The organism is Pseudomonas sp. D1-36 (assembly GCF_051132205.1).
Classification (GTDB): domain Bacteria; phylum Pseudomonadota; class Gammaproteobacteria; order Pseudomonadales; family Pseudomonadaceae; genus Aquipseudomonas.
In genome coordinates, this window is the sequence record NZ_CP071674.1 from 4884091 (window position 1) to 4908539 (window position 24449).

The following is a 24449-nucleotide window of genomic DNA, read 5'->3' on the forward strand; positions in this document are numbered from 1 at the left end:
GAATGTGCCGACCTCTTCGCGAGCAGGCTCGCTCCCACAGGGGTAGTGTTTCAAACCTCAGGCATGGCATCAGTTCACTTGCGCGGCTTGACCCGCGCCGTTGCCTGCGCCACCAACGGGTCGTCCGGCCAGTAATGCTTGGGATAGCGCCCCTTGAGGTCCTTCTTCACCTCGGCGTAGGTACTGCGCCAGAAGTTCGCCAGGTCCTGGGTCACCTGCACGGGCCGACGAGCCGGCGACAGCAGGTGCAACTTGACCACCTGCCGCCCCCCAGCAATGCGCGGGGTGTCGGACAGGCCGAAGAGTTCCTGCAAGCGCACCGCGAGGATCGGCGGGTGTTCGCTGTAGTCCAGGCGGATCGACGAGCCCGAGGGCACGCTCAAATGGTGCGGCGCCTGTTCGTCCAAGCGTTGCGGCAAAGGCCAGGGCAACAGGTTATGGACGATGCTCGACAGATCCAGGCTGGCGAAATGACTGAGTCGCGACACCCGTCCCAGGTACGGCATCAACCAATGTTCGAGACTGCTCAGCAGTGCGGCATCGCTGACGTCCGGCCATTCGCTCTGGCCCTTGCTCTCCACATCAAGGCGACGCAACAGCGCCACCCGCGCCTGCCATTGCCGCAACTCCGGCGTCCACGGCAGCAGCTCCAGGCCCTTGCGCCGCACCAGGTTGACCAGCGCCTGGCTTCGGGCGGCTTCATCCAGCCCGGTCAACGGCTCGCGACTGAGCACCAGCTCGCCGACCTTGCGCTGGCGCTCGGCGCGCAGTACGCCTTCGCGCTCATCCCAGTCCAGCTGGTCGACCGTATGCACCTGCTCGGCCAGCACCGAGTCGAACAGCGTCGGGTCGAAATCCGTCGCCAGATAAATCCGCTCTTCGCGCTGGCCTTGGCGGCTGCCCAAATCGGCAATGACCAGCCAGGGTTGCTTCATCAGGCTGTCGGCCTCGGCAAACAGCGCCGCACGACCGTTGGCCAGGCGATACTCCGCGCCGCCGGGCCGGCGCTGTTGGGCGACGCGATCCGGGTAAGCCAGCGCCAGCAGCGCGCCGAGCCAACGTGGATGATCGGGATCGGCCACGGCTTCCCCAGCCTTGCCCCGCAAGTAACCGCGATATTGCCGGGCCAATTGCCGCGCCCGCTGCACGCCACCCTGGGCGCCGCGTGCCGCCCGTTCCTCGCCGGAGAGCAAGGCCAGGCGACTATGCAGGTCCGCGCCGGCGCCGCGAAGAATGTCGCGCTCGCCCAACAACGCGGCGACGTTGCAGGCCATGTCCGCCAGCCCCAGCCCCTGGCCGCGCAACAGCAAGTGGGCGATTCGCGGATGAGCCGGGAGTTCGGCCATGGCCTGGCCGTGGCGGGTCAGTTGGCCGCCATCGAGTGCGCCGAGACGTTGCAACAGGTCTTGGCCCTGGGCATACGCGGCGGTCGGCGGGACGTCGAGCCACACCAATTGCTGCGGCGTCATGCCCCAGCGCCCCAATTGCAGGGCCAGCCCGGCCAGGTCCGCCGAAAGAATTTCGGCGCTGCCATAAGCGGCCAACTGTTCGTGCTGGTCTTCGGACCACAGCCGATAGCACACCCCCGGTTCCAGGCGTCCGGCACGGCCGGCCCGCTGGGTCGCGCTGGCGCGGGAGATGCGCTGGGTGTCCAGGCGGGTCATACCGCTGCCCGGATCGAAACGCGGGATGCGGGCGAGCCCGGCATCCACCACCACCCGCACGCCATTGATGGTCAGGCTGGTCTCGGCGATGTTGGTCGCCAGCACGACTTTGCGCAGCCCGGGCGGTGCCGGATCGATGGCGGCGCGCTGGGCCGTCAGGTCCAGTTCACCGTGCAACGGGCACAGCAACACGTTGCCGCCGTCGCCAAGGGCGTCGGCCAATTGTTGATGAACCCGGCGGATTTCGGCTTGCCCGGGCAAGAACACCAGCACGCTGCCGGTTTCGTCGTGCAGCGCTTCGAGCACGGTCTGCACCAGTCGCGGCTCGATGAATTCCCCAGGTTGGAACGGCCGGCCCCAACGCACCGTCACCGGGAACATCCGTCCTTCGCTGCGCAGGATCGGCGCGTCGTCCAGCAATCCCGCCAGGCGCTCGCCTTCCAGGGTCGCGGACATCAGCAGAATCTTCAGTGGCTGGTCTTCGCGAAACAGCTCCCGGCCATTGAGGCTCAAGGCAAGGGCGAGGTCGGCGTCGAGACTGCGCTCGTGGAATTCATCGAAGATCAGCAGCCCCACGCCTTCCAGCGCCGGATCGTCCTGCAGGCGGCGGGTGAGAATGCCTTCGGTGACCACTTCAATGCGCGTGTTGGGGCCCACCTTGCTGTCGAGGCGAATCCGGTAGCCCACGGTTTCACCGACCTTTTCCCCTAGCTCACTGGCCAGGCGCTCGGCCGCCGCCCGTGCCGCCAGGCGCCGGGGTTCGAGCATGAGGATGGTTTGCCCGGCCAGCCAAGGCTCGTTCAGCAGGGCCAAGGGAACACGGGTGGTTTTACCGGCGCCGGGGGGCGCTTCGAGCACCGCTTCGTGGCGCGAGGCCAGCGCTTGGCGCAGCGCGGGTAAAACTTCATCAATCGGCAAAGAAATCATGCTGGCTCCAAAACAGAGGGCCGAGTATAACGGCGAACTGTTTGGCGTGGTCTGGACTCCAACCAGCAACGCCCATACCTGCTCAGGAGATTGCTATGCGTATTCCCTTTCGCGTGATCGGCGGCGTCCTGGTCGCCACCCTGCTGACCCAGATCAGCGCGTGCGGCTCGATCTTCTACCCGGACCGTCGCGGCCAGATCGAAGGCAAGATCGACCCGGCCATCGCCGCGCTCGATGCCGTTGGCCTGCTGTTCTACATCATCCCCGGCCTGATCGCTTTCGCCGTGGACTTCGCCACCGGCGCGATCTATTTCGAGCCGGGCCGCAGCGTCCAGATCGAGCCAGAAAAACTCAAGCCGGCCATCAACCCCGACGGCACGGTCAATAACCACAAGCTGCAAGCGATCCTGGAAAGCGAGCTAGGCCGCAGTTTCCCGCTGGATGACCCACGTCTTATCCAGCACAAGGGCAACGTCCAGCAACTGGCCGCGTTCGGCCTCAAACCCGCCGCATAAGAGGCGCAGCCCAAGGAAGACCGCGCCATGACCACCCGCACCGAACACGCTCGCCTGCTGCGCATGGCCACCCGGGCATCGGTGGCCGTGGCACTCGTGCTGATCGTCGCCAAGGCGCTGGGCTGGTGGCTCAGCGGCTCGGTCAGCATGCTCGCCGGCCTGACCGACTCGGCGTTGGACGGCGTCACCTCGCTGCTCAATCTGCTGGCGGTGCATTACGCGCTGCGCCCCGCCGATGAAGATCACCGCTACGGGCATGGCAAGGCCGAATCCTTGGCCGGCATGGCCCAGGCGCTGTTTATCGGCGGCAGCGCGGTATTGATCGCGTTGCAGGCTTTCGAGCGGCTGAAGGACCCGGTGCCCGTGGACGCGCCCTGGCTCAGCGTCGGCGTGATCGTGTTTTCCCTGTTGCTGACCTTGGCCCTGCTGGCGCTGCAGCATCGGGTCATCCGCGCCACCGGCTCCAATGCCGTGCGCGCCGACTCGCTGCATTACCGTTCGGATTTGTTGCTCAATGGCAGCATCCTGGTGGCGCTGGTCCTGGCCGGGTTCGGTTGGTATCAGCTCGACGCATGGTTCGGCCTGGGGATCGCGGTATACATCCTGTGGAGCGCGATCCAGATCGCCCGGGAAAGCTTCGCGGTGCTGATGGATGAGGAGTTGCCGCCCGACGTCAGCCAACGCATGCTCGAGCTGGCCTGCGCGGTGCCCGGCGTGATCGGCGCCCATGACCTGCGCACGCGGGTCTCCGGCAACCATTGGTTCGTGCAACTGCACCTGGAACTGCCGGGGGAACTGACCCTGTCAGTGGCCCACGGCATCAGCGACCAGGCAGCCGATGCGATCCAGCGTGCTTATCCGAAGGCCGAAGTGCTGGTGCATGCCGATCCGTCGGAAGTGGTGAAGCGCGCCAGCGCCTAGCTCGTGCACACAAACTTGTGGCGAGGGGATTTATCCCCGTTGGACTGCGAAGCAGTCCCAAAGCAGCCAACTCAATCTGCCTGGCACACCGAGGCGGTGGTTCAGGGCCGCTTCGCACCCCAGCGGGGATAAATCCCCTCGCCACAAAAAGCAGCGTCCGCACGATCTTTGCCACGCCTCAGTACGTCACCTGATACCCACGGCTGCTCAGGCAATTGCCCTGCGCCTGGCGATAGGTCTGCACCACCTCCGGCGCTGGCGGGTAGGTGTAGTTGCGCGGGTCGAACCCACTCTGCTGCACCGCCCAGCGATAGCAATCGTAGCCGTCCTGGTTGACCTGTTCCCGGGACTGGCCGTTGGCCGGATAAGCCATCACATCAAAACTGTTGCCCTGCGGTTGCGGCTGCGGGTTGGCGACCGGCGCGTCGACCACGACGTAGTCCTGGGTATTGGCTTCGTAGATGTAATAGGCGCCGGCGGCGAGGAAGAACAGCGAACTGCCGATCCAGACCTCGCGGGCATAATCGGGCAGATAACGGGTGCGAATGCCCCGTGGCGGCTGGACCACGACATAACGCGGCCCTTGAGGGCGATACCAGTAGCCACCGGAGTAGAAATAATCGTGGCCGCGATAAGGCACACGATAATTGCGATCCGGGAAGCGATCGATCACATAACCCGGGCGATATTGCGGCCCCGGCCCCCAGCCGTTGCCATGGCCGTCAGGCCGGCCGGGCCAGTGCTGCTCGGGACGCCCCTCATGACCGGGACGAGGCCCGCCATTGGGGTAGCCATCGTTGCGGCGCGGGATGTCGCGGTAGTAGCCCGGTTGCGGTTCACGGGTCTGGTTCACGCTGTCGGGCCGGCCCTGGATCGGCAGGTTGTTGCCCGGCTGTTGCGGTGGGCGGCCGTGACTGTTGGGGTCCTGCGGTGGACGCTCATATTGCTGTCCACCCGGGTTTTGCGGCCTGACCTCGAACTGTCGGCTGTTATCGCCCCGGATGATCTCGTTGCTTTGCTGCCTGGGTTGCCCTGAATAACCCTGGCCGTTGCCGCCTCGTCCGTTCTGCCCGCGGTCACCGTCCGGGCCGCCACGGTTTTGCTGATCGTCGGCCACCCCCTGCGCACTGACACTTGCCCACAACAGACCAACACCTGCCAAACGCCAGATGCGCGACTTCATGAAATTCCTCACAACGGTTCGGGGCCTGGACGTAAGACTGGAAAAGCCCAGGCCGGTTCGGCGATAGGTTATCAGCCGCGGGGTTTATTTCGCAGGCATAAAAAAGGGAGGCCCGTCGGCCTCCCCTTGAGAATCTAGTCCGTGCTCGACGCTTTTGACGTCGGCTCACCTCACGCCGTCTTCTGGACAGTGTGCAGCTCGGGGGTCTGCCAGTACCGGTGGGTACTGCGACCGCAGCCGGCCGGATTGGGCGGGCTGCACTGGACTGTTTGTCCGAGCAGTGATCTTGGTGATAAGCATAGGCCCGAGGTATCGGCAGGCGATTGCGAAGATTGCTCGAATAAACTCCACTTGCGCAATTTTTACCTCAGGATGGATAATCCTACGCAATTAACCGAATAAAGGCCCGCTCGATGAGCAAACTTGACCGTTACGACCTGAGTATTCTGGCGGAATTGCAGCGCGACGCACGTATCTCCAACCAGGAACTGGCCGAACGCATCGGCCTCTCGCCCTCACCGTGCTCGCGGCGGGTCAAGCAGTTGGAAGACGACGGCTATATCACCCGCCAGGTTGCCCTGCTCGATCGCAAGATGCTGGGCCTGAGCCTCACCGCCTACGTGCTGATCGGCATGGATCGCCACACCCCCGATCGCTTCGAGACCTTCGAAGCCGCGATCCGCAACCTGCCGCAAGTACAGGAATGCAGCCTGGTCACCGGCATCGATGCAGACTACCAGCTCAAGGTGGTGGTGCCGGACATGGACCACTATCAGAAATTGCTGTTGGGGCATCTGACCCGAATCGAAGGGGTCACCAGCGTGCGGTCGAGTTTCGTGTTGAACCAGGTGCTCAACAGCACCGAACTGCCGTTGACACATCTGCGCAGCTGACCGCTTTTGTGGCGAGCGAGCTTGCTCGCGCTCGACTGCGCAGCAGTCGCAAACCGGCCCACTGGCAATCAGGAACCGGTCAAATCTTTTTGGGGTCGCTGCGCAACCCAGCGGGAGCATGCATCCTCGCCACAAAAAGCTCCAGCTTGCGATGAATAGCTGCGACACACCGCCGCAGCCCAATCCTGCGCCCCGCCCCCATGCCGTATACTCGCCGCGCCTTTACAACCCCGCCAATGCCGGAGTGCCCCGATGGATCCTGCTGTTTTCGAAGAGTGGATGATGACCGGCCTGGTCAGCATCCTGATCATTTTCATGGGTTTCATCGTCTGGGACCTGGCGAAGAAGTCCAAGGCCGGGCGCTTTGGTTCGTTCATCCTGTTTTTTGTGCTGGGCCTGGGCGTCGCGGCGTTCATCATCAAGAGCGTGGTGATCGGCCTGATCGAATCCGGCGCGTTATAAGCGCGCCGGTACTTCCTTCCACTGGCCCTGGTCGAGCCCTTCGATCGTCCAATCGCCGATCCTGACCCGCACCAGCCGCAGAGTCGGCAATCCCACGGCGGCAGTCATGCGGCGTACCTGGCGGTTGCGCCCTTCGCGGATCACCAGTTCCAACCAGCTCGTCGGCACGCTTTTACGAAAACGCACCGGCGGGTTGCGCGGCCACAACTGCGGTTCGTCCAGTAGGCGGGCCTCGGCCGGCAGCGTCATGCCGTCGTTCAATTCCACGCCATCGCGCAAGCGCTGCAGCTGTTCGTCGCTCGGCTCCCCCTCGACTTGTACCCAATACGTCTTGGCCAGTTTGTGCTTGGGGTCGGCGATTCGCGCCTGCAATTGCCCGTCGTTGGTGAGTAACAACAGCCCTTCGCTGTCACGGTCCAGCCGACCGGCCGGGTAGATGCCGGGCACGTCGATAAAATCCTTGAGCGTGGCGCGCCCTTCGCCGTCGCTGAACTGCGTCAGCACGTCAAAGGGTTTGTTGAACAGGATCAGCTTCGGCTCGGACGGCGGCGCCTTGGCCACGCGGCGCGGGGCGGAGGCTGAGGGCTTTGCGCCAGGGCGGCGGGAAACGGGACGGGGCGGTCGGGGCATGGCAGTGAAACATCTAACGGTCTGGGCCGACCATGCTAGTGGCCCGACCGTTAAATGACCACCACCTGATCAGCGGAACGGCGGCTCATCGAAACTGCGCAGTTTGCGCGAGTGCAACGAGTTGAGTTCGTTGCGCAGCAGGTCCAGCGCCGCGATGCCGATCTTCAAATGCTGGTTGACCGCCCGCTCATAAAACGCGTTGGCCGAGCCCGGCAGCTTGATCTCGCTGTGCAGCGGTTTGTCCGAAACGCAAAGCAACGTGCCATAAGGCACCCGCAGGCGATAACCCTGGGCAGCGATGGTGCCGCTTTCCATGTCCACCGCGACGGCGCGGGAGAGGTTGATCAACGGTCTCTCCTGGGCCCAGCGCAGCTCCCAGTTGCGATCGTCGTAAGTCAGCACGGTGCCGGTGCGCAGGCGCTTTTTCAGCTCGTCGCCTTTCTCGCCGGTGATGTTCGCCGCCGCCTGCTGAAGCGCCAGTTGCACTTCGGCCAGGGCCGGGATCGGGATGTTCGGCGGCACGACGCGGTCGAGGATGCCATCGCGGCGCATATAGGCGTGGGCCAGCACGTAGTCGCCGATAGTCTGGGATTGTCGCAGGCCGCCGCAGTGGCCGATCATCAGCCAGCAATGCGGACGCAGCACGGCCAGGTGGTCGGTGATGTTCTTGGCGTTGGACGGCCCGACGCCGATGTTCACCAGGGTTACGCCATGGCCATCGCTGGCCTGCAAGTGATAGGCCGGCATCTGGTAGCGGTGCCAGACCACACCCGCGGCGATGGCCGAGGCTTCGCCGTGGTCCATGTTCTTGTCGATGATCACGTTGCCCGGCAGCACCATGCGCACGAAGCGCGGGTCGCTGCGCAATTGCTCCAGGCCATGGACGATGAATTGGTCGACATAACGGTGGTAGTTGGTCAGCAGGATCCACGGCTGCACATGGCGCCAGTCACTGCCGGTGTAATGCACCAGCCGACGCAGGGAAAAATCCACCCGCGCGGCGTCGAACAGCGCCAGGGGCAGCGGGTCGGTGTTTTCCCAATCGTAGAGGCCGTCGGCGATGCCATCGGTGGCGGCCGACAGGTCGGTGCTGGGGAAAACCCGCGCCAGCACGGCGGCGGTCACACCGGAGCCGGCCAGCTCATCGCCCTGCTCCACCACGTACGGGTACGGAATGTTCTGCTCGCTGACGCCCACTTCGACGGTGACAGTGAAGTCGTGCATCAACGGAACGAGTTGTTCCAGCAGGTACTTACGGAACGCGGCCGGGTGGGTGACGGTGACGCTGTAGGTGCCTGGCAACTGGACCTTGGCGTAGGCGCGGGTGGTTTGCGGGACCTCGCCGTGGCAATGGTAGGTCAGGCGCAGGGCCGGATAGCGAAACAAGGCCCGTTGCTCGGCATCCGGCTCGATGCGGTCCTTGAGATACCGCTTGAGCGCCTGGTTCAGCGCAGTGGTCGCACGCTCGTGCAGGGCCGCCAGCCGATCCACGGCTTGCTCGGCGGTTTGAACGACAATAAACGCTTCGGTCACGATCAGCTTCCTGTGTTCTGACTTGCAGGCCTTCATCTTGCCTGCATCGTGGTCCGACGGGAACAGTGGCGTATGGGTATTGCGAGAGCGAGCCTGCTCGCGATAGCGGTGTGTCAGGCACTGGGAAGGTTGGTTGTGCCGACGCTATCGCGAGCAGGCTCGCTCCCACAGGGTCATGTGCCGAACTGAGCCCTTTTTAGAAACCCCGTGGGGTCGAGCGAGCGACGATGGCCTCCACATTCAAGCCTCGGGGCAATGCGCCGTAGACCCTGGCGCCGGCCCCAAGGCGACTGGCAATGAACCCATCGCTGACGTCGCTGTTGCCCGCTTCGAGCAGCAATCGCGCCTGCAGCCCAACAGCGATGTCTTCGGTCAATTGCCGGGCGCGGTATTGGATGTCGTCGGTGTCTTTGAATGCCGCGTGCAATTGGTCGATGTGGCGGGCCAGGCGTTTATCGCCATGGCCATCGCCCAGTTCGTTGAACAGCACTTCCAGTACGCCCGGTTCCTTGGACAGGGCCCGCAACACATCGAGGCATTGCACATTGCCGGAGCCTTCCCAAGTCGAATTGACCGGCGCCTCACGATACAGGCGAGGCAGGATGCTGTCTTCGACGTAGCCGGCGCCGCCCATGCACTCGGCGGCTTCGTTGATCATCGCGGGGGCGCGCTTGCAGATCCAGTATTTGCCCACCGCCGTCACCAGTCGGGCGAACTTGGCCTCGTGGTCGTCGTTCAAGTGGTCCAGCGCCCGCCCCATGCGCAGGCTCAGGGCCAGCGCGGCTTCGCTTTCCAGCGCCAGGTCGGCCAGCACGTTTTGCATCAATGGCTGTTCGCTCAATACTCTGCCACCGACCTTGCGGTGCGCGCAGTGATGACTGGCCTGGGTCAGCGCCTGGCGCATCAGCGCGCTGGAGCCGACCATGCAATCGAAGCGAGTCATGGCAACCATCTCGATGATTGTCGGCACGCCTCGGCCCTCCTCCCCGACCATCCAGGCCAGCGCACCGCGAAACTCCACTTCGCTGGACGCATTGGAACAATTGCCCAGCTTGTTTTTCAGTCGCTGGATATAGAACTGGTTACGTGTGTCATCCGGGCGATGGCGCGGCAGCAGGAAACAGGTGAGGCCCTTGTCGGTCTGGGCCAGGGTGAGGAAAGCGTCGCACATCGGCGCCGAACAGAACCATTTGTGCCCCACCAGTTCGTAGGCCTGGCCAGGCCCGCTGGCGCCTACCGGATACGCCTTGGTGGTGTTGGCCCGCACGTCGGTGCCGCCCTGTTTTTCGGTCATCGCCATGCCAATCGTGACCCCGGCCTTGTGGGCGATGCCGACGTTGCGCGGGTCGTACTCGGTGGCGAGCACCTTCGGCACCCAGCGCTCGGCCAGGTCCGGTTGCAGGCGCAGGGCCGGCACGCTGGCGAAAGTCATGGTCAACGGGCAACCGGTGCCGGCTTCGGCCTGGCTGTGCAGGTAGGTCATCGACGCACGGGCGACATGGGCGCCGGGTTGCGGATGAGCCCACGGCAGGCTGGGCAAGCCGTGCTCGACGGCGGTGCGCATCAACTCGTGATACGCGGGATGAAACTCCACCAGGTCGATGCGATGGCCATACCGGTCATGACTGGAAAACACCGGCGTGTTCTGGTTGGCCAGGAACCCCGCTTCCATCAACGGCCCGCCGGCCAACGCACCGTAGGCATCGATCCGCGCCTGCGCCCAACCGGCACCGAAACGCTGGGACCACTGTTGCAACGGCAGATCGATGCGGTACAGGTTGGCGCCGTCCAAGGACGGCGGCTGATTGGTGACGTCGTGGGTTTCGGCGAACTGATGCAAGTTCATGACGGGGCTCCTCGGTCGGCCAGCAGAGGATCAGTTAAGCACCGCCTCCAGGTCGATCAAAGTGGCATATCCGCCTAAATATCGGCGCTTTCACCCTGTTTCGGACAAAGCACCCGTCGCTGCAGAATCGCCTGGAGCACCTCGAACTTCACCGGTTTGCTCAGATAGTCGATCAACGCTCCAGACGGGCATCGCTCCTGTTCGAGGTTCGGACTGACTACCAGCACGGGCAGATCCTCACAACCGGACAGCGCTCGGATCTGGCAACAGAGCGACACCCCGTCCAATGGCGCCGAATGGCAATCGAGGAGCACCGCGTCAACACTCTCGCCCTGTAGCAGGTCCAGGGCCGCCCGACCGTTGTCGGCGGTGCGCACCCGATAGCCCAGCTTGAGCAACATGCCTCGCATGACCAATTGATCGACGGGGTTGTCGTCCGCCAGGAGTACCGTGCAGTCCTGGGGCTGGCGGGAATCCCGGCGCCCACCGAACGAAAAAGGCGTCGGGACCTCCACTGGCAAGGCGATTTCGAATTCCACGTCCAGCTGGAAACGGCTGCCGCGCCCCGGCTCGGAAATATGAGTCAGGCGCCCGTCGAGCAATTCGACCAGTTGGCGGCAGATCGCCAAGCCTACGCCGAGCCCCCCGTACTCGCGCGTCATCGAGCCATCGAGCTGGAAGAAACGCTGGTACAACGTCGCCTCGCCAAGATCGGTGAAACCGATGCCGGTGTCGATCACCGCGAATGACAGCACCAGGCGATCGAGCTCCGACGGTCGTCCACTGACCCGCAGGGCGATGCCACCCGAGCGGGTGAACTTGATAGCGTTGTCCAGCAGGCATTCCAGGCACTGGGCCAATTTAGCGCTGTCGCCCACCAACCGATCCGCCAGGCTGGGGCTTATGTCGACCTTGAAGTCCAAGCCCTTGGCCGCCGCGTTGGCACCGAACTGCACCTGCAGGGCATCAATCACACCACGCAGGCTGAACGGCGTCGGGTAGACCTTGAGCTTGCCGGCCTGCAACTCGGTAAGAGTGAGGATGCCGTTGACCATGCGCATCATGTCCCGCGCCGAACCGGCGGCGGTCTGTTGATACTGGGTCAGCTCCTCGTCCATCTCGACGGTTTCCATCAGCTCCAGGGAGCCGATCACACCGTTCATCGGGGTGCGCAATTCATGGGTGAGGGTGGCGAGGAATTCATCCTTGAGTTTGTTGCCGTGGGCCAATTGCTGGTTGAGCACTTCCAGTTTCTGTCCGGCGTCGAACAGCGTCTGGGCCTGCTGCTCGCGCATGGCGTTGATGCGGTCCGCCAGGGCCAGGGACAACAATGCCACCTCGATGGCAGAGCCGATCTGGCTGGCATACATGGTCAGGAAGATGTTCGGCAGGTAACCGAGCACCATCATCGTGTTGACGATCCCCCCCAGCAGGAACGCCGACCAGGCGATGATGAAATAACGCGCCACCCGCAGGCCACGCCACCAGGCGAACAGCCCGGCGGCGAAAATCACCACGGTAAATACCAGGGCCAACGCCGTCGCCAGCCGCAGGGCCAAGGCGTAGCTGGTCATCAGCGACAGCCCTACCACCACGGCACTGTAGGCGATCAGCGCCAGCAGCAGTCGATCGAGCCAGCGACTGTGTTGTGAGGTCTGCAGGAAGCTGCGGGCGAATTGACTGCCGAACAGCCCCGCGCAGCCGATGAAGAACGGCGTTGCGGCATTGGCCCACCAGGGATTGTCCGGCCAGAAATATTCCACCGCCGCGCCATTGACCGACAACTGATACAGGCCGAACGAGGCGATATAGAAGATGTAGTACAAATAACTGGTGTCGCGCACGCTCAGGTAAATGAACAGGTTGTAGACCAGCATCCCCAGCAGCACGCCATAGATGATCCCCAACACATACAGGCGCACCGGCTGCTGCTCCAGGTACGCCGTGCTCGACCACAGCGTCAACGGCGCCTGGATCGAACCCTGGCTTTGCAGACGCAAGTACACGACCTGGCGTTGATCCGGCTGGAAGTCCAGGCTGAACAGGTAATTGTTCTGGCGGACCTCGCGACTGGCAAAAGGCAGAGCATCGCCCGTCTGGCGGACCAGGCGATAGGCTCCGCTGCCGTCGGCCAGGTACAGGTCCAGATGATCCAGCGGCGGATACGCCAGCTCCAGCAACCAGGTCCGCTGGGCGTCGGGATTGGCAGGACGATAGTGCAGATCCACTTTCAACCAGAACGCCGAACGTGAGTAACCGGCGTTCAGCGTGGCTTTGTCATGGGGCTTGAAACGATCGGCCGCGGCCTGGGCCAGAATCTCATCGATGGAGGCCGTGCCACTGGGGTCTTCCAACACTTGCAAAGCGTGGCCCAAAGGCAGGCTTTGGGTTGATTCATCGAATTCGAGCGCACTTGCCAAGGGGGACAAGCACAGCAGCAACATCAGCAAATAGCGCATTTAAGCCCCAGCGTGGCCTGTCCGGTTGAGTCAGGAAGCCCCCCATTCCCTGAGTAGACGTAAAACCGGCATTACCTGTTATTGGTTGGATCCATCTCTAGCATAGCCGTTGATGGCCAATTTGCACCACGGAAATTTTTCCGACAAAAGGCTCTAGCACGGGCGTCTCAGCGCCAACCATTGAGATAGAGCTGTTGCTTTGGTCAGGTTGCCAATTGGTAAAGCACAAAAGTGGTCGCCAACAAAACCCTCTGAGCCCAATCACCGATAAAAGAGGTTTGGTGATAAGCTCGCGCACCATGAATATCTACAGCTCTCGCCCCGTTGTCCTCTGTCTCTCCGGCCACGACCCCAGTGGTGGCGCCGGCTTGCAGGCAGATATCGAAGCCCTGCTTGCCCAGGGATGTCATGCCGCCCCGGCCGTTACTGCGTTGACCGTGCAAGACACGGTCAACGTCAGCGATTTCCGCGTGCTGGATCGCGAGTGGGTGCTGGCGCAAGCCAATGCCGTGCTCAACGACTCCCCCGTCGCGGCGGTCAAGCTGGGCATGCTCGGCTCGCTGGAAATGGTCGACACCGTGGTCGAGCTGCTCCAGGCACACCCGCAGTTGCCGATGGTCTGCGACCCGGTGCTGCGCGCCGGCGGTGGCGGACGGCTGGGCAAGGATGAAGTCGGCTACGCCATGCGCGAGCGCCTGCTGCCCCTGGCCACCATCGCCACGCCCAACCTGCCTGAAGCACGCATCCTCGCCGAACTGCCCGAAGGCAGCGCCGATGAATGCGCCGAAAAACTGCTGCCCTTCGTCAAGCACCTGCTGATCACCGGCGGCCATGGCGACGAGCATGAAGTCCACAATCGCCTGTACAGCCGCGACGGACACCGCGAAACGTTCACCTGCCAGCGCTTGCCCGGCAGTTATCACGGCTCCGGCTGCACCCTCGCCAGCGCCATCGCCGGCCGACTGGCCCAGGGCGAACAACTCTCCAGCGCGGTCAAGACAGCCGTGGACTACACGTGGCGCACGCTGCGCGATGCCGAACAATTGGGAAAAGGCCAGTTCGTACCGCGTCGCCTACCGCTGGATTTCTGCTCGTAGCACAGGAGCCGTGGAATGAAATTACGTGGCCTTTATGCCGTGACCGACAGCCAACTGCTGGCCGGCAAGTTCCTAGCCTATGTGCAAGCCGCGCTGGAAGGCGGCGTGACCTTGCTGCAGTACCGCGACAAAAGCAGCGACGAGGCCCGCCGCCTTCGTGAGGCCGAGGCCCTGCGCAACCTGTGCGAGCGCTACAAGACCCAACTGATCATCAATGATGACGCCGAATTGGCCGCGCGCCTGGGCGTCGGCGTGCACCTGGGCCAGACCGATGGCCCGTTGGCGCCGGTGCGGGCGTTGCTGGGCCACAAGGCAATCGTCGGCTCAACCTGCCACGCCAGCCTGGAGTTGGCCGAACAGGCCGTCAACGAAGGCGCCAGCTACGTCGCGTTCGGGCGCTTCTTCAACTCCAGCACCAAGCCTGGGGCACCCAGCGCAAACCTTGAACTGCTCGAACAGACCCGCATCAAACTGCATATACCGGTTTGCGCCATCGGCGGCATCACCCTGGAAAACGCCGCCCCGCTGGCGGCCCATGGGGTCGACCTGCTTGCGGTGGTCCACGGCCTGTTCGGCGCCGACAGCACCGCTGAAGTGACGCGCCGCGCCCGCGCCTTCAACGACCTGCTGCACATCAAATAGTCATTTCCGTTTTCGAGAGCCCTACCATGTCCCGTTCCGAAACCCTGTTTGCCAACGCCCAGAAACATATCCCCGGCGGCGTGAACTCGCCTGTTCGCGCGTTCAAGAGCGTCGGCGGCACACCGCTGTTCTTCAAGCACGCCGAAGGCGCGTATGTCACCGATGAAGACGACAAGCGCTACGTTGACTACGTCGGCTCGTGGGGGCCGATGATCCTCGGCCATAGCCATCCGGACGTGCTGGATGCGGTGCGCCAGCAGCTGGAGCACGGGCTGTCCTATGGCGCGCCGACGGCGATGGAAACCGAGATGGCGGACCTGGTCTGCTCCATCGTGCCGTCGATGGAAATGGTGCGCATGGTCAGCTCCGGCACCGAAGCGACCATGAGCGCGATCCGCCTGGCCCGTGGCTACACCGGCCGCGACAGCATCATCAAATTCGAAGGCTGCTACCACGGCCACTCCGACAGCCTGCTGGTCAAGGCCGGTTCCGGCGCCCTGACCCAAGGCGTTCCGAGCTCGGCGGGCGTGCCAGCGGCATTTGCCAAGCACACCCTGACCCTGCCGTTCAACGACCTTGAAGAAGTCGAGAAGATGCTCGGCGAAGTCGGTCAGGAGGTGGCATGCATCATCGTCGAGCCGGTGGCCGGCAACATGAACTGCGTGCCGCCGGCGCCAGGCTTTCTCGAAGGTCTGCGCAGCCTGTGCGACCAGCATGGCGTGGTGCTGATTTTCGATGAAGTGATGACCGGCTTCCGTGTCGCCCTTGGTGGCGCCCAGGCCCACTATGGCGTGACGCCGGATTTGAGCACCTTCGGCAAGATCATCGGTGGCGGCATGCCCGTAGGCTGCTTCGGCGGCAAACGCGCCATCATGGAATGCATCGCGCCGCTGGGCCCGGTCTATCAGGCCGGCACGCTGTCGGGCAACCCGTTGGCGATGGCTGCTGGCCTGACCACCCTGCGCCTGATCAGCCGCCCGGGCTTCCACGCCGAACTGACCGAATTCACCACGCGCCTGCTCGATGGCCTGCAGGTGCGCGCCGACGCGGCCGGCATTCCGTTTGTGACCACCCAGGCCGGCGGCATGTTCGGCCTGTATTTCAGCGGCGCCGATGACATCGTGACCTTCGACGACGTGATGGCCAGCGACGCCGACCGCTTCAAGCGCTTCTTCCACCTGATGCTCGAAGGCGGCGTCTACCTGGCGCCAAGCGCCTTCGAAGCCGGCTTCACCTCCATCGCCCATGGCGAGGCGGAACTGAAAATTACCCTCGACGCGGCTGAACGAGCCTTCGCGGCACTGAAATAAACCTGTGGATAACTGACGCTGGCTGACACCAGCGTCAGTTATTGCCCATAACCCACCGTGCCTTTTCCTACATATCTGCCCAACAAACCGTCGTTGCGGTTCCTTTGCAGCAGAAAAACGAGTAAAGACTTTGTAAGGATGGCCCCGCTTATTTCATAATGCGCGCTTATTGGATCCCCCGAAGGGTCCACGCGCCCCTCAGAGGTAAGTCGATTCCCATGAACCGCACCGGCCGCACCCTTGCCTTGGGCTGCCTGTTGCTCCTTCAGCCCCTGCTCGCTCATGCACAGGCAGGCGGTAACTCGTTGTTGATCCCGGCGATGGGCCGTTGCACCCTCAACACCCAGCCACAAGATCTCGCACCGGCACTTGACGCCTGTCGAAAAGCGGCCGACGAGGGCGATGCCCAAGCGCAATATGAATTGGGCGAGTTCTACTACGACGGCAAGGCCGCGCCGCGCGACCTCAAGCTGGCCCTCAACTATTTCGAAAAAGCCTCGCTACAAGGCCACGCCCAGGCGCAGTTCAAGCTTGGCGGCATGTTCTTCCATGGCGAAGGCGTACCGGCCAACAATGTCCAGGCGTATATCGTCTTGAAGATGGCGGCGGTCAACGGCGCCGAAGAGGCATTGGACACCGCCGACGAAGTCGCCGAGCAGATGCCCCGCGACGAGCTGGAAGTGGCCACCCAGGTGCTGGGGCAGATTTTTCGCAAATACCTGATGGAATTGCAGAACGCCGACGGACGCACGCCGTTCTCGCCACTGCCCTGATTAATGTTCTGGCCTTGAAGGCCTCATCGCGAGCAAGCTCGCTCCCACAGTTGGCTCTCTGGCGACGCAAGATTTGTGCTCGGCGATTTACTGTGGGAGCGAGCCTGCTCGCGATTGGGAGCAACCCGGTCTTGAACCCTACTTCTCAGGCATCGGCATCGGAAACGGCATCACATTGCCGACCGCGCCGCGGGCTTCGCTGATTTTCGGAGTGCCAAGGCGCTCGACCTCATCGATGCGCACGATCGAATGCATCGGCACGAAGCTGCGCACCACGCCCTCGAATTGCGCCTTGAGCTTTTCTTCGCTTGGGTCGACGACCACTTGTGTACGCTCGCCAAAGACGAACTCTTCCACTTCCAGAAAGCCCCACAGATCACTCTGATAGATCTGCTTGGCGTACATCTCGAACACCTGGCCCTGGTTGAGGAAAATCACCTTGTAGATTGGAGCTTCACGTTTGGTCATGGCTGGCGAAACACATCGGCGGGTAAAAATGAGGGCGCGAACTATAGCATAGCCACTGCTCGCGCAGCGGTAGGAACCGGGGGACTTGTTGCCTATAATGCGCGGTTCTTTGAATCACGTGATGATCCGTCCATGGCCAAGAAGCTTTACATCGAAACCCACGGTTGCCAGATGAACGAGTACGACAGCTCGCGCATGGTCGATCTGCTGGGTGAACACCAGGCCCTGGAAGTCACCGCCCGCGCCGAAGACGCAGACGTGATCCTGCTCAACACCTGCTCGATCCGCGAGCGCGCCCAGGACCGGGTGTATTCCCAACTGGGCCGCTGGCGTGAACTGAAGCTGGCCAACCCGGAAATGGTCATCGCGGTCGGCGGCTGCGTCGCCAGCCAGGAAGGCGCGGCCATTCGTGACCGCGCGCCGTACGTGGACGTGGTCTTCGGCCCCCAGACCCTGCACCGCCTGCCGGAAATGATCGACGCGGCGCGCGTGACCAAACTGCCCCAAGTCGACGTTTCGTTCCCCGAAATCGAGAAGTTCGACCACCTGCCCGAGCCGCGCATCGACGGCCCCAGCGCTTATGTGTCGGTGATGGAAGGCTGCAGCAAATACTGCACGTTCTGCGTGGTCCCCTATACCCGCGGCGAAGAGGTCAGCCGGCCGTTCGACGACGTGATCGCCGAGATCATCCACCTGGCGGAAAACGGCGTGCGTGAAGTGACCTTGCTGGGGCAGAACGTCAACGGCTATCGCGGCCTGACCCACGACGGTCGCCTGGCGGACCTCGCCGAGTTGATCCGCGTTGTGGCGGCGGTGGACGGTATCGACCGGATCCGCTACACCACGTCCCATCCGTTGGAGTTTTCCGACAGCCTGATCCAGGCCCACGCCGAAGTTCCCGAGCTGGTCAAGCACCTGCACCTGCCGGTGCAATCGGGTTCGGACAGAATCCTCGCAGCGATGAAGCGCAACCACACGGCGCTGGAGTACAAATCCAAACTGCGCAAGTTGCGCGCCGCAGTGCCGGGGATCTGTATCAGCTCGGACTTTATCGTCGGATTCCCTGGCGAAACCGAGAAAGATTTCCAGCAGACCATGAAGCTGATCGAAGACGTGGGCTTCGACTTCTCCTATTCCTTTGTCTACAGCCAGCGCCCCGGCACGCCGGCGGCCGACCTGGCGGATGAGACGCCCGAGGAAGTGAAGAAGGAACGGCTCAATGCTTTGCAGCACCGCTTGAACCAGCAGGGCTTTGAAATCAGCCGACAGATGGTCGGTTCGATCCAGCGGATCCTGGTCACCGACTACTCGAAAAAAGACCCGGGCGAATTGCAGGGCCGTACGGAAAACAACCGTATCGTCAACTTCCGCTGCGACACGCCAGCCCTGATCGGCCAGTTCGCCGACGTACACATCGACGCCGCGCAACCGCACTCGCTGCGGGGTTCGCTGGTGCAGTAACTGTACAGATCCCTGTGGGAGCGAGCCTGCTCGCGAAAGCGGTCTATCGGCCAACACATGCGCTGGATACAAGACCGTTTTCGCGAGCAGGCTCGCTCCCACAATGGGATGTGTAGGTCCTGTTGTCAGATTGCGCCGCTTAAGACCTTTCGCACCCAGCCTACTGGCGTTATCCTTGATTTCACCTTAATTGCCCCTGGGCGGCTAAAAACGACCTTGAACGCACCCATCGAACCTCATCGTTTCATTCTCGAGCCCTTTGAGGCTCGCCGCTTCGCCAATCTGTGCGGGCAATTCGACGAGCATCTTCGCTTGATCGAACAGCGCCTGGCCATCGAGATCCGCAATCGCGGGAACCAGTTCGAACTGATCGGCGATCCCAAGCACACCACCTCCGCGGAAAACCTGCTGCGCCGTCTCTACCGAGAAACCAAGGCGAGCGAGCTGTCTCCGGACATGGTCCACCTGTTCCTGCAAGAGTCGGCGGTCGAAGAACTCGACAATCACGCCCCGTCGGAACCTGCCGTGGCCCTGCGCACGAAAAAAGGCATGATTCGCCCTCGCGGCTTGAATCAGCAGCGCTACGTGAAGGAAATCCTGGCCAACGACATCAATTTCGGCATCGGCCCGGCCGGTACCGGCAAGACCTACCTGGCCGTTGCCTGTGCGGTCGACGCGTTGGAGCGCGAACAGGTGCGCCGCATCCTGCTGGTGCGTCCCGCCGTCGAAGCAGGGGAAAAACTCGGTTTCCTGCCCGGCGACCTGACCCAGAAGATCGACCCGTATCTGCGCCCGCTCTATGACGCGCTGTACGAAATGCTCGGCTTCGAATACGTCGCCAAGCTGATCGAGCGACAGGTCATCGAGGTCGCGCCGCTGGCCTACATGCGTGGTCGGACCCTGAACAACAGCTTCATCATCCTCGACGAAAGCCAGAACACCACCGTCGAACAGATGAAGATGTTCCTGACCCGGATCGGTTTCGGCTCCACCGCCGTCATCACCGGGGACATCACCCAGGTCGACCTGCCCCGAGGCACCAAGTCCGGGCTGAACCACGTGATCCAGGTGCTCAAGGACGTCCCGGGCATCAGCTTCACGCACTTCATGCCCAAGGACGTCGTACGCCATCCGTTGGTGCAGCGCATCGTCGAAGCCTACGAGCGTTTCGAGAACCGCGCCGATGAAGATTCGGCCGAAAGCAAAGGCAATCGCCACAATGCTTGAACTCGACCTGCAAGAGGCCAGTGAACACCCCGCCCCCAGCGAAGCCCAGTTCCGCCAATGGTGCGAACTGGCGCTGCGCCAGCGCAGCGCCGACTCGGAACTGACGATCCGCCTGGTGGACGAAGCCGAAGGCCGCGAGCTGAACCACACCTGGCGGCAGAAAGACTACGCCACCAACGTGCTGTCGTTCCCCGCCGACGTGCCCGACGAAATGCTCGACATCCCGTTGCTGGGGGACCTGGTGATCTGCGTCCCGGTCGTCGAGCGCGAGGCCGCCGAACAAGGCAAGTCACCCGAAGCCCACTGGGCCCACCTGGTGATCCATGGCTGCTTGCATTTGCTTGGTTACGACCATATGGAAGAGGACGAAGCCGAGGAAATGGAAGCGCTGGAACGAACGTTGCTTGCCGAGCTGGGTCATCCCGACCCGTATGCCGGCGACGAACACTGAAACATCAACCTGTAACGACAAAGGATTCAGAGTAATCGCTATGAGCGAAGATCGATCGACCAACGGGCAGAAGTCATGGCTGGGCAAGCTCACCCAGGCTTTTGCCCATGAGCCGAAAAACCGCCAGGAGCTGTTGGAGCTGCTGCGCGATGCACACCAGAACAAATTGCTGGACAGCGAAGCGCTGGCCATCGTCGAAGGCGCCATCCAGGTGGCTGACCTGCAAGTTCGGGACATCATGGTCCCGCGCTCGCAGATGATCAGCATCAAGGCGACCCAGACTCCCCGCGAATTCCTGCCCGCCGTGGTCGACTCCGCTCACTCGCGCTACCCGGTCGTCGGCGAGAGCCATGACGACGTCATGGGCGTGCTGCTGGCCAAGGACCTGCTGCCGCTGATCCTCCAGGAGAACGGCGACAGTTTCAATATCAAGGACCTGCTGCGCCCGGCCACGTTCGTGCCCGAGTCCAAGCGCCTGAACGTACTGCTGCGTGAATTCCGCGCCAACCACAACCACATGGCCATCGTCATCGACGAATACGGCGGCGTGGCCGGGCTGGTCACCATCGAAGACGTGCTTGAACAGATTGTCGGCGACATCGAGGATGAGCACGACGTCGAGGAAGACAGCTACATCAAGCCCTTGCCCAGCGGCGACTTCCTGATCAAGGCCCTGACGCCGATCGAGAACTTCAACGAGTTCTTCGACAGCGAATTCTCCGACGATGAGTTCGACACCGTCGGCGGCCTGGTGATGAGTGCCTTCGGCCACCTGCCCAAGCGCAACGAAACCACCGAGATCGGCTCCTGGCGCTTCCGCATCCTGAATGCCGACAGCCGCCGGATTCATCTGCTGCGCCTGTCACCCATTGCCCGTTAAACCCTGCAAGAGCCGCTAAGGAAACACATGCGCTGGATAAACCGCCCCGGCTGGCCCGGTAACCTGCTGGCCGTGGCGGCCGGTGCGATCACCACCCTGGCCCTGGCGCCGTTCGATATCTGGCCGCTGGCATTGCTGGCGGTCGGGCTGTTCTATGCTGGCCTGCGCGAGCTCTCGCCGCGCCAGGCCCTGGGGCGCGGCTGGTGTTTCGGTTTCGGCCTGTTTGGCGCCGGCACCAGTTGGATCTACGTCAGCATCCATAACTTCGGTGGCGCCTCGGTGCTGCTGGCCGGGCTTTTGATGCTGCTGTTCATTGCCGCGATCGCTTGGTTCTTCGCCCTGCCCGCCTGGCTCTGGGCGCGCTGGCTGCGGCGCAACGAGGCACCGTTGGCCGATGCCCTGGCCTTCGCCGCGCTCTGGCTGGGCCAGGAAGCCTTTCGGGGCTGGTTCCTGACCGGATTCCCCTGGCTTTACTCCGGCTACAGTCAACTGGACGGCCCACTGGCCGGCCTTGCACCGCTGGGTGGCATGTGGCTGATCTCCTTCACCCTGGCCCTGACCGCCGCGCTGTTGTACAACGCGCCCCGATTACTGCGTTCCGGGCGCAAAGGCTTCGTCGTCGCGGGTGTGGCCTTGCTGATCGGCCCCTGGGCGGCCGGCTTTGCGCTCAAGGGGCATGCCTGGACCAGCCCCTCGGGCGAGCCGCTGAGTGTCGCGGCCATCCAGGGCAACATCGAACAAAGCATGAAGTGGGACCCCGAGCAGCTCAACGCGCAACTGGCGCTGTACCGTGACATGAGCTTCACGTCCAAGCGCGTCGACCTGCTGGTCTGGCCGGAAACGGCCGTGCCGGTACTCAAGGAGTCCGCCCAGGGCTACCTGGACATGATGGGCAGTTTCGCCGCCGAGCGGCATTCGGCGCTGATCACCGGCGTACCGATCCGCCAGGAAGTACGTCATGAGAAGCGCTATTTCAACGGCATCACCGTGACCGGCGAAGGCGACGGCACTTACCTGAAGCAGAAACTGGTGCCCTTCGGCGAGTACGTGCCATTGCAGGATATCCTGCGCGGCCTGATCGCGTTTTTCGACCTGCCAATGTCGGATTTCGCCCGCGGCCCGGCTGATCAGCCATTGCTGCAGGCCAAGGGTTACCAGATCGCGCCATTCATTTGCTACGAAGTGGTCTACCCGGAATTCGCTGCCAACCTTTCAGCGCGAAGCGATCTGTTGCTGACGATCAGCAACGACACTTGGTTCGGTACGTCGATCGGCCCGTTGCAGCACTTGCAAATGGCCCAGATGCGCGCGCTGGAGGCCGGGCGCTGGATGATTCGCGCCACCAACAATGGCGTGACCGGCCTGATCAACCCCTTCGGCCAGATCACCGTCCAGATTCCGCAGTTCCAACGCGGCATCCTCTACGGTGAAGTGGTGCCGATGCACGACCTGACGCCGTACCTTCAATGGCGCTCGTGGCCGCTGATCATTTTGTGTGTATTGCTTTTGGGTTGGGCGCTGGTGGCGGGGCGGATGGCCAAGACGGTTTAACTCGCTCCCCCCATCCCTGTGGCGAGGGAGCTTGCTCCCGCTGGACCGGTCCGACGCTTCGGGCGCAGCAGGCCCCGCTTTTTGGGGCCGCTGCGCGCCCCAGCGGGAGCAAGCTCCCTCGCCACAATAAGCGTTCACTTCAATGATTCAGCGATAAAACAACCAATACCCCACCAACCCCACCGCCTCGTTCATCAACTGCCCCGATTGCCACACCGATTTGAATTCCGGCATCCAGCCACCCAACGGCCGGGCGTTATCCTGACCCAGGAAACCGACAGGCGCAGGCACCACTTCAAATCCAGAACGTTCAAAACTCCAGACCGCCCGTGGCATGTGCCAGGCCTGGGTCACCACCACCACGCGCTTCGCCCCTTCGGGCAGCAGGATCTGCGCGCTCATCTGGGCGTTCTCCCACGTGGTGCGGCTGTGGCCCTCCTGCCAGCGCACGTCGACGCCGAAATCCTCACGCATCGAGTCAGCCATCAGCTTGGCCTCGCTGGGCGGGGTGCCGTAATGCAAGCCGCCGGTTGTCAACACGGGCAAGCCCGAAGCCTTGGCCAGCCGCGCCGCATAACGCTGGCGCTCCAGGCCCACCCCGGTGGGCTGGTCAGTGCCCCAGGCCAGGTCACCGCGCTCGCGCCCCGAGCCCAGCACCACGATGGCGTCGGCGCGCTGGGCCAGGGTCGCCCATTCACTGCGCAGCAGCGGCGGTTCGCGCTCCAATGCCTTGGCGCTCCACTGCACCACTATCGGCAGGCTCATCAGCCAGAAACCACCCAGCCCCAGGATAAAACACACGCGGGCCAGGCGCGGCCGGGAATCACGCCACCACCAGGCAAGCGCCAGCAAAAGCAAAAGAATGCCAGGCGGCAATAGAAGTTGTTTGATGAAATAGCGAAACGGCATCGGGCATCTCCATAGATGCCCGAAGCCTAGGTGGGTTGACGCAAAGCGACAACAGATTCCAAGAACCTCGAATCAAAAAAAAGCGACACGCGTGAATCCGGCCTTTACTTGAACTGCAGGGACCGGACCTTTACAGCATCCTTGTCGGGCGTCCGATCCTTGAGCCAGACAACCTTGGCCGATCGGGGCGCTTCGAGACGCTTGTTTGCCTGGGCCCCATTTGCTGAGGCCTGGTGCCCGGCCTGTTCAAGGTAAGCCTTGACCAGCTCGAACTCTGCGGGGCTCAGGCCTCGCAGTTCCAGCTCTGCCGGGCGTTCATCACGCAAGCGACCGGCGGTTCTTGCGGCGTCCAAGGCCATCCCCAGGCGATCGATCAGTTTTTCATACAACTCAGGTGTAGCGACTTTTCGTTGTGATTCAACCATCCCTCACCTCATTGAAGATAAGACTCACTCCCCATTCAGAAGCTTAGCTTCGCTGGGCAAACCGGCTGGACGCCGCGACCAACGGCCCAGAACCCCGGTCGTCGCCAATGGTCGGCAAAAGGCTCGGCAATGGTTGAGCAGCAATCAGGGTTTCCCTCGGCGGAGCGCGGTCATGTATGCTACGGCGCTTCCTGTAACTCCACTTCCAGCTTGGCTGGGCAT

The 24449-nt window shown here is 62.9% G+C and carries 22 protein-coding genes; 13 read left to right on the forward strand and 9 right to left on the reverse strand.

Annotated features, from left to right (window positions below):
• Positions 1-74: 74 nt before the first annotated feature.
• Positions 75-2591 (reverse strand): ATP-dependent helicase HrpB, encoded by a 2517-nt coding sequence (hrpB, locus tag J3P76_RS21910; protein ID WP_434701237.1) that lies wholly within the window; start codon positions 2589-2591, stop codon positions 75-77.
• A gap of 95 nt (positions 2592-2686) precedes the next feature.
• Between hrpB and J3P76_RS21915 the strand changes: the two genes are divergently transcribed.
• The gene (locus J3P76_RS21915; RefSeq protein ID WP_420767309.1) at positions 2687-3106 is read left to right on the forward strand and encodes a polyribonucleotide nucleotidyltransferase; all 420 of its coding nucleotides are present in this window, start codon (positions 2687-2689) and stop codon (positions 3104-3106) included.
• A gap of 27 nt (positions 3107-3133) precedes the next feature.
• Positions 3134-4027 (forward strand): cation diffusion facilitator family transporter, encoded by an 894-nt coding sequence (locus J3P76_RS21920; RefSeq protein ID WP_420767310.1) that lies wholly within the window; start codon positions 3134-3136, stop codon positions 4025-4027.
• 178 nt (positions 4028-4205) lie between these two features.
• Here J3P76_RS21920 and J3P76_RS21925 read toward each other — a convergent pair whose 3' ends face one another.
• Positions 4206-5210 carry a DUF6515 family protein gene (locus J3P76_RS21925; RefSeq protein WP_434701238.1) on the reverse strand — a complete coding sequence of 335 codons (1005 nt, stop codon included), beginning with the start codon at positions 5208-5210 and terminating at the stop codon, positions 4206-4208.
• 413 nt (positions 5211-5623) lie between these two features.
• Here J3P76_RS21925 and J3P76_RS21930 point away from each other — a divergent pair, with 413 nt between their 5' ends.
• Together J3P76_RS21930 and J3P76_RS21935 are read left to right on the forward strand one after the other, a co-directional pair.
• On the forward strand, positions 5624-6103 hold the full coding sequence (locus tag J3P76_RS21930) for an Lrp/AsnC family transcriptional regulator (protein ID WP_039594083.1): 480 nt from the start codon (positions 5624-5626) through the stop codon (positions 6101-6103).
• Positions 6104-6355: 252 nt separating this feature from the next.
• Positions 6356-6565, forward strand: a complete 210-nt coding sequence (locus J3P76_RS21935) for a DUF2788 domain-containing protein (protein WP_003228500.1) — start codon at positions 6356-6358, stop codon at positions 6563-6565.
• Here J3P76_RS21935 and J3P76_RS21940 read toward each other — a convergent pair.
• The 4 genes from J3P76_RS21940 to J3P76_RS21955 form a co-directional block, all read right to left on the reverse strand.
• Positions 6560-7126, reverse strand: a complete 567-nt coding sequence (locus J3P76_RS21940) for a pseudouridine synthase (RefSeq protein WP_420767358.1) — start codon at positions 7124-7126, stop codon at positions 6560-6562. The genes J3P76_RS21935 and J3P76_RS21940 overlap by 6 nt on opposite strands.
• A gap of 138 nt (positions 7127-7264) precedes the next feature.
• Complete coding sequence (gene amn, locus J3P76_RS21945; RefSeq protein ID WP_305501175.1) at positions 7265-8764, reverse strand: AMP nucleosidase; 1500 nt, start codon at positions 8762-8764, stop codon at positions 7265-7267.
• Positions 8765-8924: 160 nt separating this feature from the next.
• Positions 8925-10574, reverse strand: a complete 1650-nt coding sequence (locus J3P76_RS21950; RefSeq protein WP_434701239.1) for an acyl-CoA dehydrogenase family protein — start codon at positions 10572-10574, stop codon at positions 8925-8927.
• A 74-nt stretch (positions 10575-10648) separates the two neighbouring features.
• Positions 10649-13033 carry a 7TM diverse intracellular signaling domain-containing protein gene (locus J3P76_RS21955; protein ID WP_434701240.1) on the reverse strand — a complete coding sequence of 795 codons (2385 nt, stop codon included), beginning with the start codon at positions 13031-13033 and terminating at the stop codon, positions 10649-10651.
• A 299-nt stretch (positions 13034-13332) separates the two neighbouring features.
• On the opposite strand from J3P76_RS21955, the gene J3P76_RS21960 reads away from it, so the two are divergent.
• The 4 genes from J3P76_RS21960 (at position 13333) to J3P76_RS21975 (ending at position 16855) form a co-directional block, all read left to right on the forward strand.
• Positions 13333-14130, forward strand: coding sequence for a hydroxymethylpyrimidine/phosphomethylpyrimidine kinase (locus J3P76_RS21960; RefSeq protein ID WP_434609417.1), 798 nt, complete (start codon positions 13333-13335; stop codon positions 14128-14130).
• A 15-nt stretch (positions 14131-14145) separates the two neighbouring features.
• A complete protein-coding gene (gene thiE, locus J3P76_RS21965) occupies positions 14146-14772 on the forward strand; it encodes a thiamine phosphate synthase (RefSeq protein ID WP_434701241.1) in 627 nt (208 codons plus the stop codon).
• 26 nt (positions 14773-14798) lie between these two features.
• Positions 14799-16082, forward strand: coding sequence for a glutamate-1-semialdehyde 2,1-aminomutase (gene hemL, locus J3P76_RS21970; RefSeq protein ID WP_434609412.1), 1284 nt, complete (start codon positions 14799-14801; stop codon positions 16080-16082).
• 218 nt (positions 16083-16300) lie between these two features.
• Entirely contained in the window at positions 16301-16855 is a 555-nt protein-coding gene (locus tag J3P76_RS21975) for a tetratricopeptide repeat protein (RefSeq protein WP_420767317.1), read from the forward strand.
• A 138-nt stretch (positions 16856-16993) separates the two neighbouring features.
• Here the strand turns inward: J3P76_RS21975 and J3P76_RS21980 are convergent, their stop codons facing one another.
• Entirely contained in the window at positions 16994-17323 is a 330-nt protein-coding gene (locus J3P76_RS21980) for a DUF1820 family protein (protein WP_003185742.1), read from the reverse strand.
• 132 nt (positions 17324-17455) lie between these two features.
• On the opposite strand from J3P76_RS21980, the gene miaB reads away from it, so the two are divergent.
• The 5 genes from miaB to lnt all read left to right on the forward strand — a co-directional run bounded on the left by miaB (position 17456) and on the right by lnt (position 22893).
• A complete protein-coding gene (gene miaB / locus J3P76_RS21985) occupies positions 17456-18784 on the forward strand; it encodes a tRNA (N6-isopentenyl adenosine(37)-C2)-methylthiotransferase MiaB (protein ID WP_420767318.1) in 1329 nt (442 codons plus the stop codon).
• A 216-nt stretch (positions 18785-19000) separates the two neighbouring features.
• Positions 19001-20011, forward strand: coding sequence for a PhoH family protein (locus tag J3P76_RS21990; protein ID WP_434609410.1), 1011 nt, complete (start codon positions 19001-19003; stop codon positions 20009-20011).
• Positions 20004-20462 carry an rRNA maturation RNase YbeY gene (gene ybeY, locus J3P76_RS21995; RefSeq protein WP_434562148.1) on the forward strand — a complete coding sequence of 153 codons (459 nt, stop codon included), beginning with the start codon at positions 20004-20006 and terminating at the stop codon, positions 20460-20462. The genes J3P76_RS21990 and ybeY overlap by 8 nt, the downstream gene beginning before the upstream one ends.
• Positions 20463-20502: 40 nt before the next feature.
• Positions 20503-21342 carry an HlyC/CorC family transporter gene (locus tag J3P76_RS22000; protein ID WP_420767321.1) on the forward strand — a complete coding sequence of 280 codons (840 nt, stop codon included), beginning with the start codon at positions 20503-20505 and terminating at the stop codon, positions 21340-21342.
• Between the two features lie 27 nt (positions 21343-21369).
• Positions 21370-22893: an apolipoprotein N-acyltransferase gene (gene lnt, locus J3P76_RS22005; protein WP_434649945.1), complete on the forward strand. Its 1524-nt coding sequence runs from the start codon at positions 21370-21372 to the stop codon at positions 22891-22893.
• A 147-nt stretch (positions 22894-23040) separates the two neighbouring features.
• Here lnt and J3P76_RS22010 read toward each other — a convergent pair whose 3' ends face one another.
• Together J3P76_RS22010 and J3P76_RS22015 are read right to left on the reverse strand one after the other, a co-directional pair.
• Positions 23041-23802, reverse strand: a complete 762-nt coding sequence (locus J3P76_RS22010) for a YdcF family protein (protein WP_420767323.1) — start codon at positions 23800-23802, stop codon at positions 23041-23043.
• A 104-nt stretch (positions 23803-23906) separates the two neighbouring features.
• Positions 23907-24227, reverse strand: a complete 321-nt coding sequence (locus J3P76_RS22015) for a hypothetical protein (protein WP_420767324.1) — start codon at positions 24225-24227, stop codon at positions 23907-23909.
• Between the last annotated feature and the right edge of the window lie 222 nt (positions 24228-24449).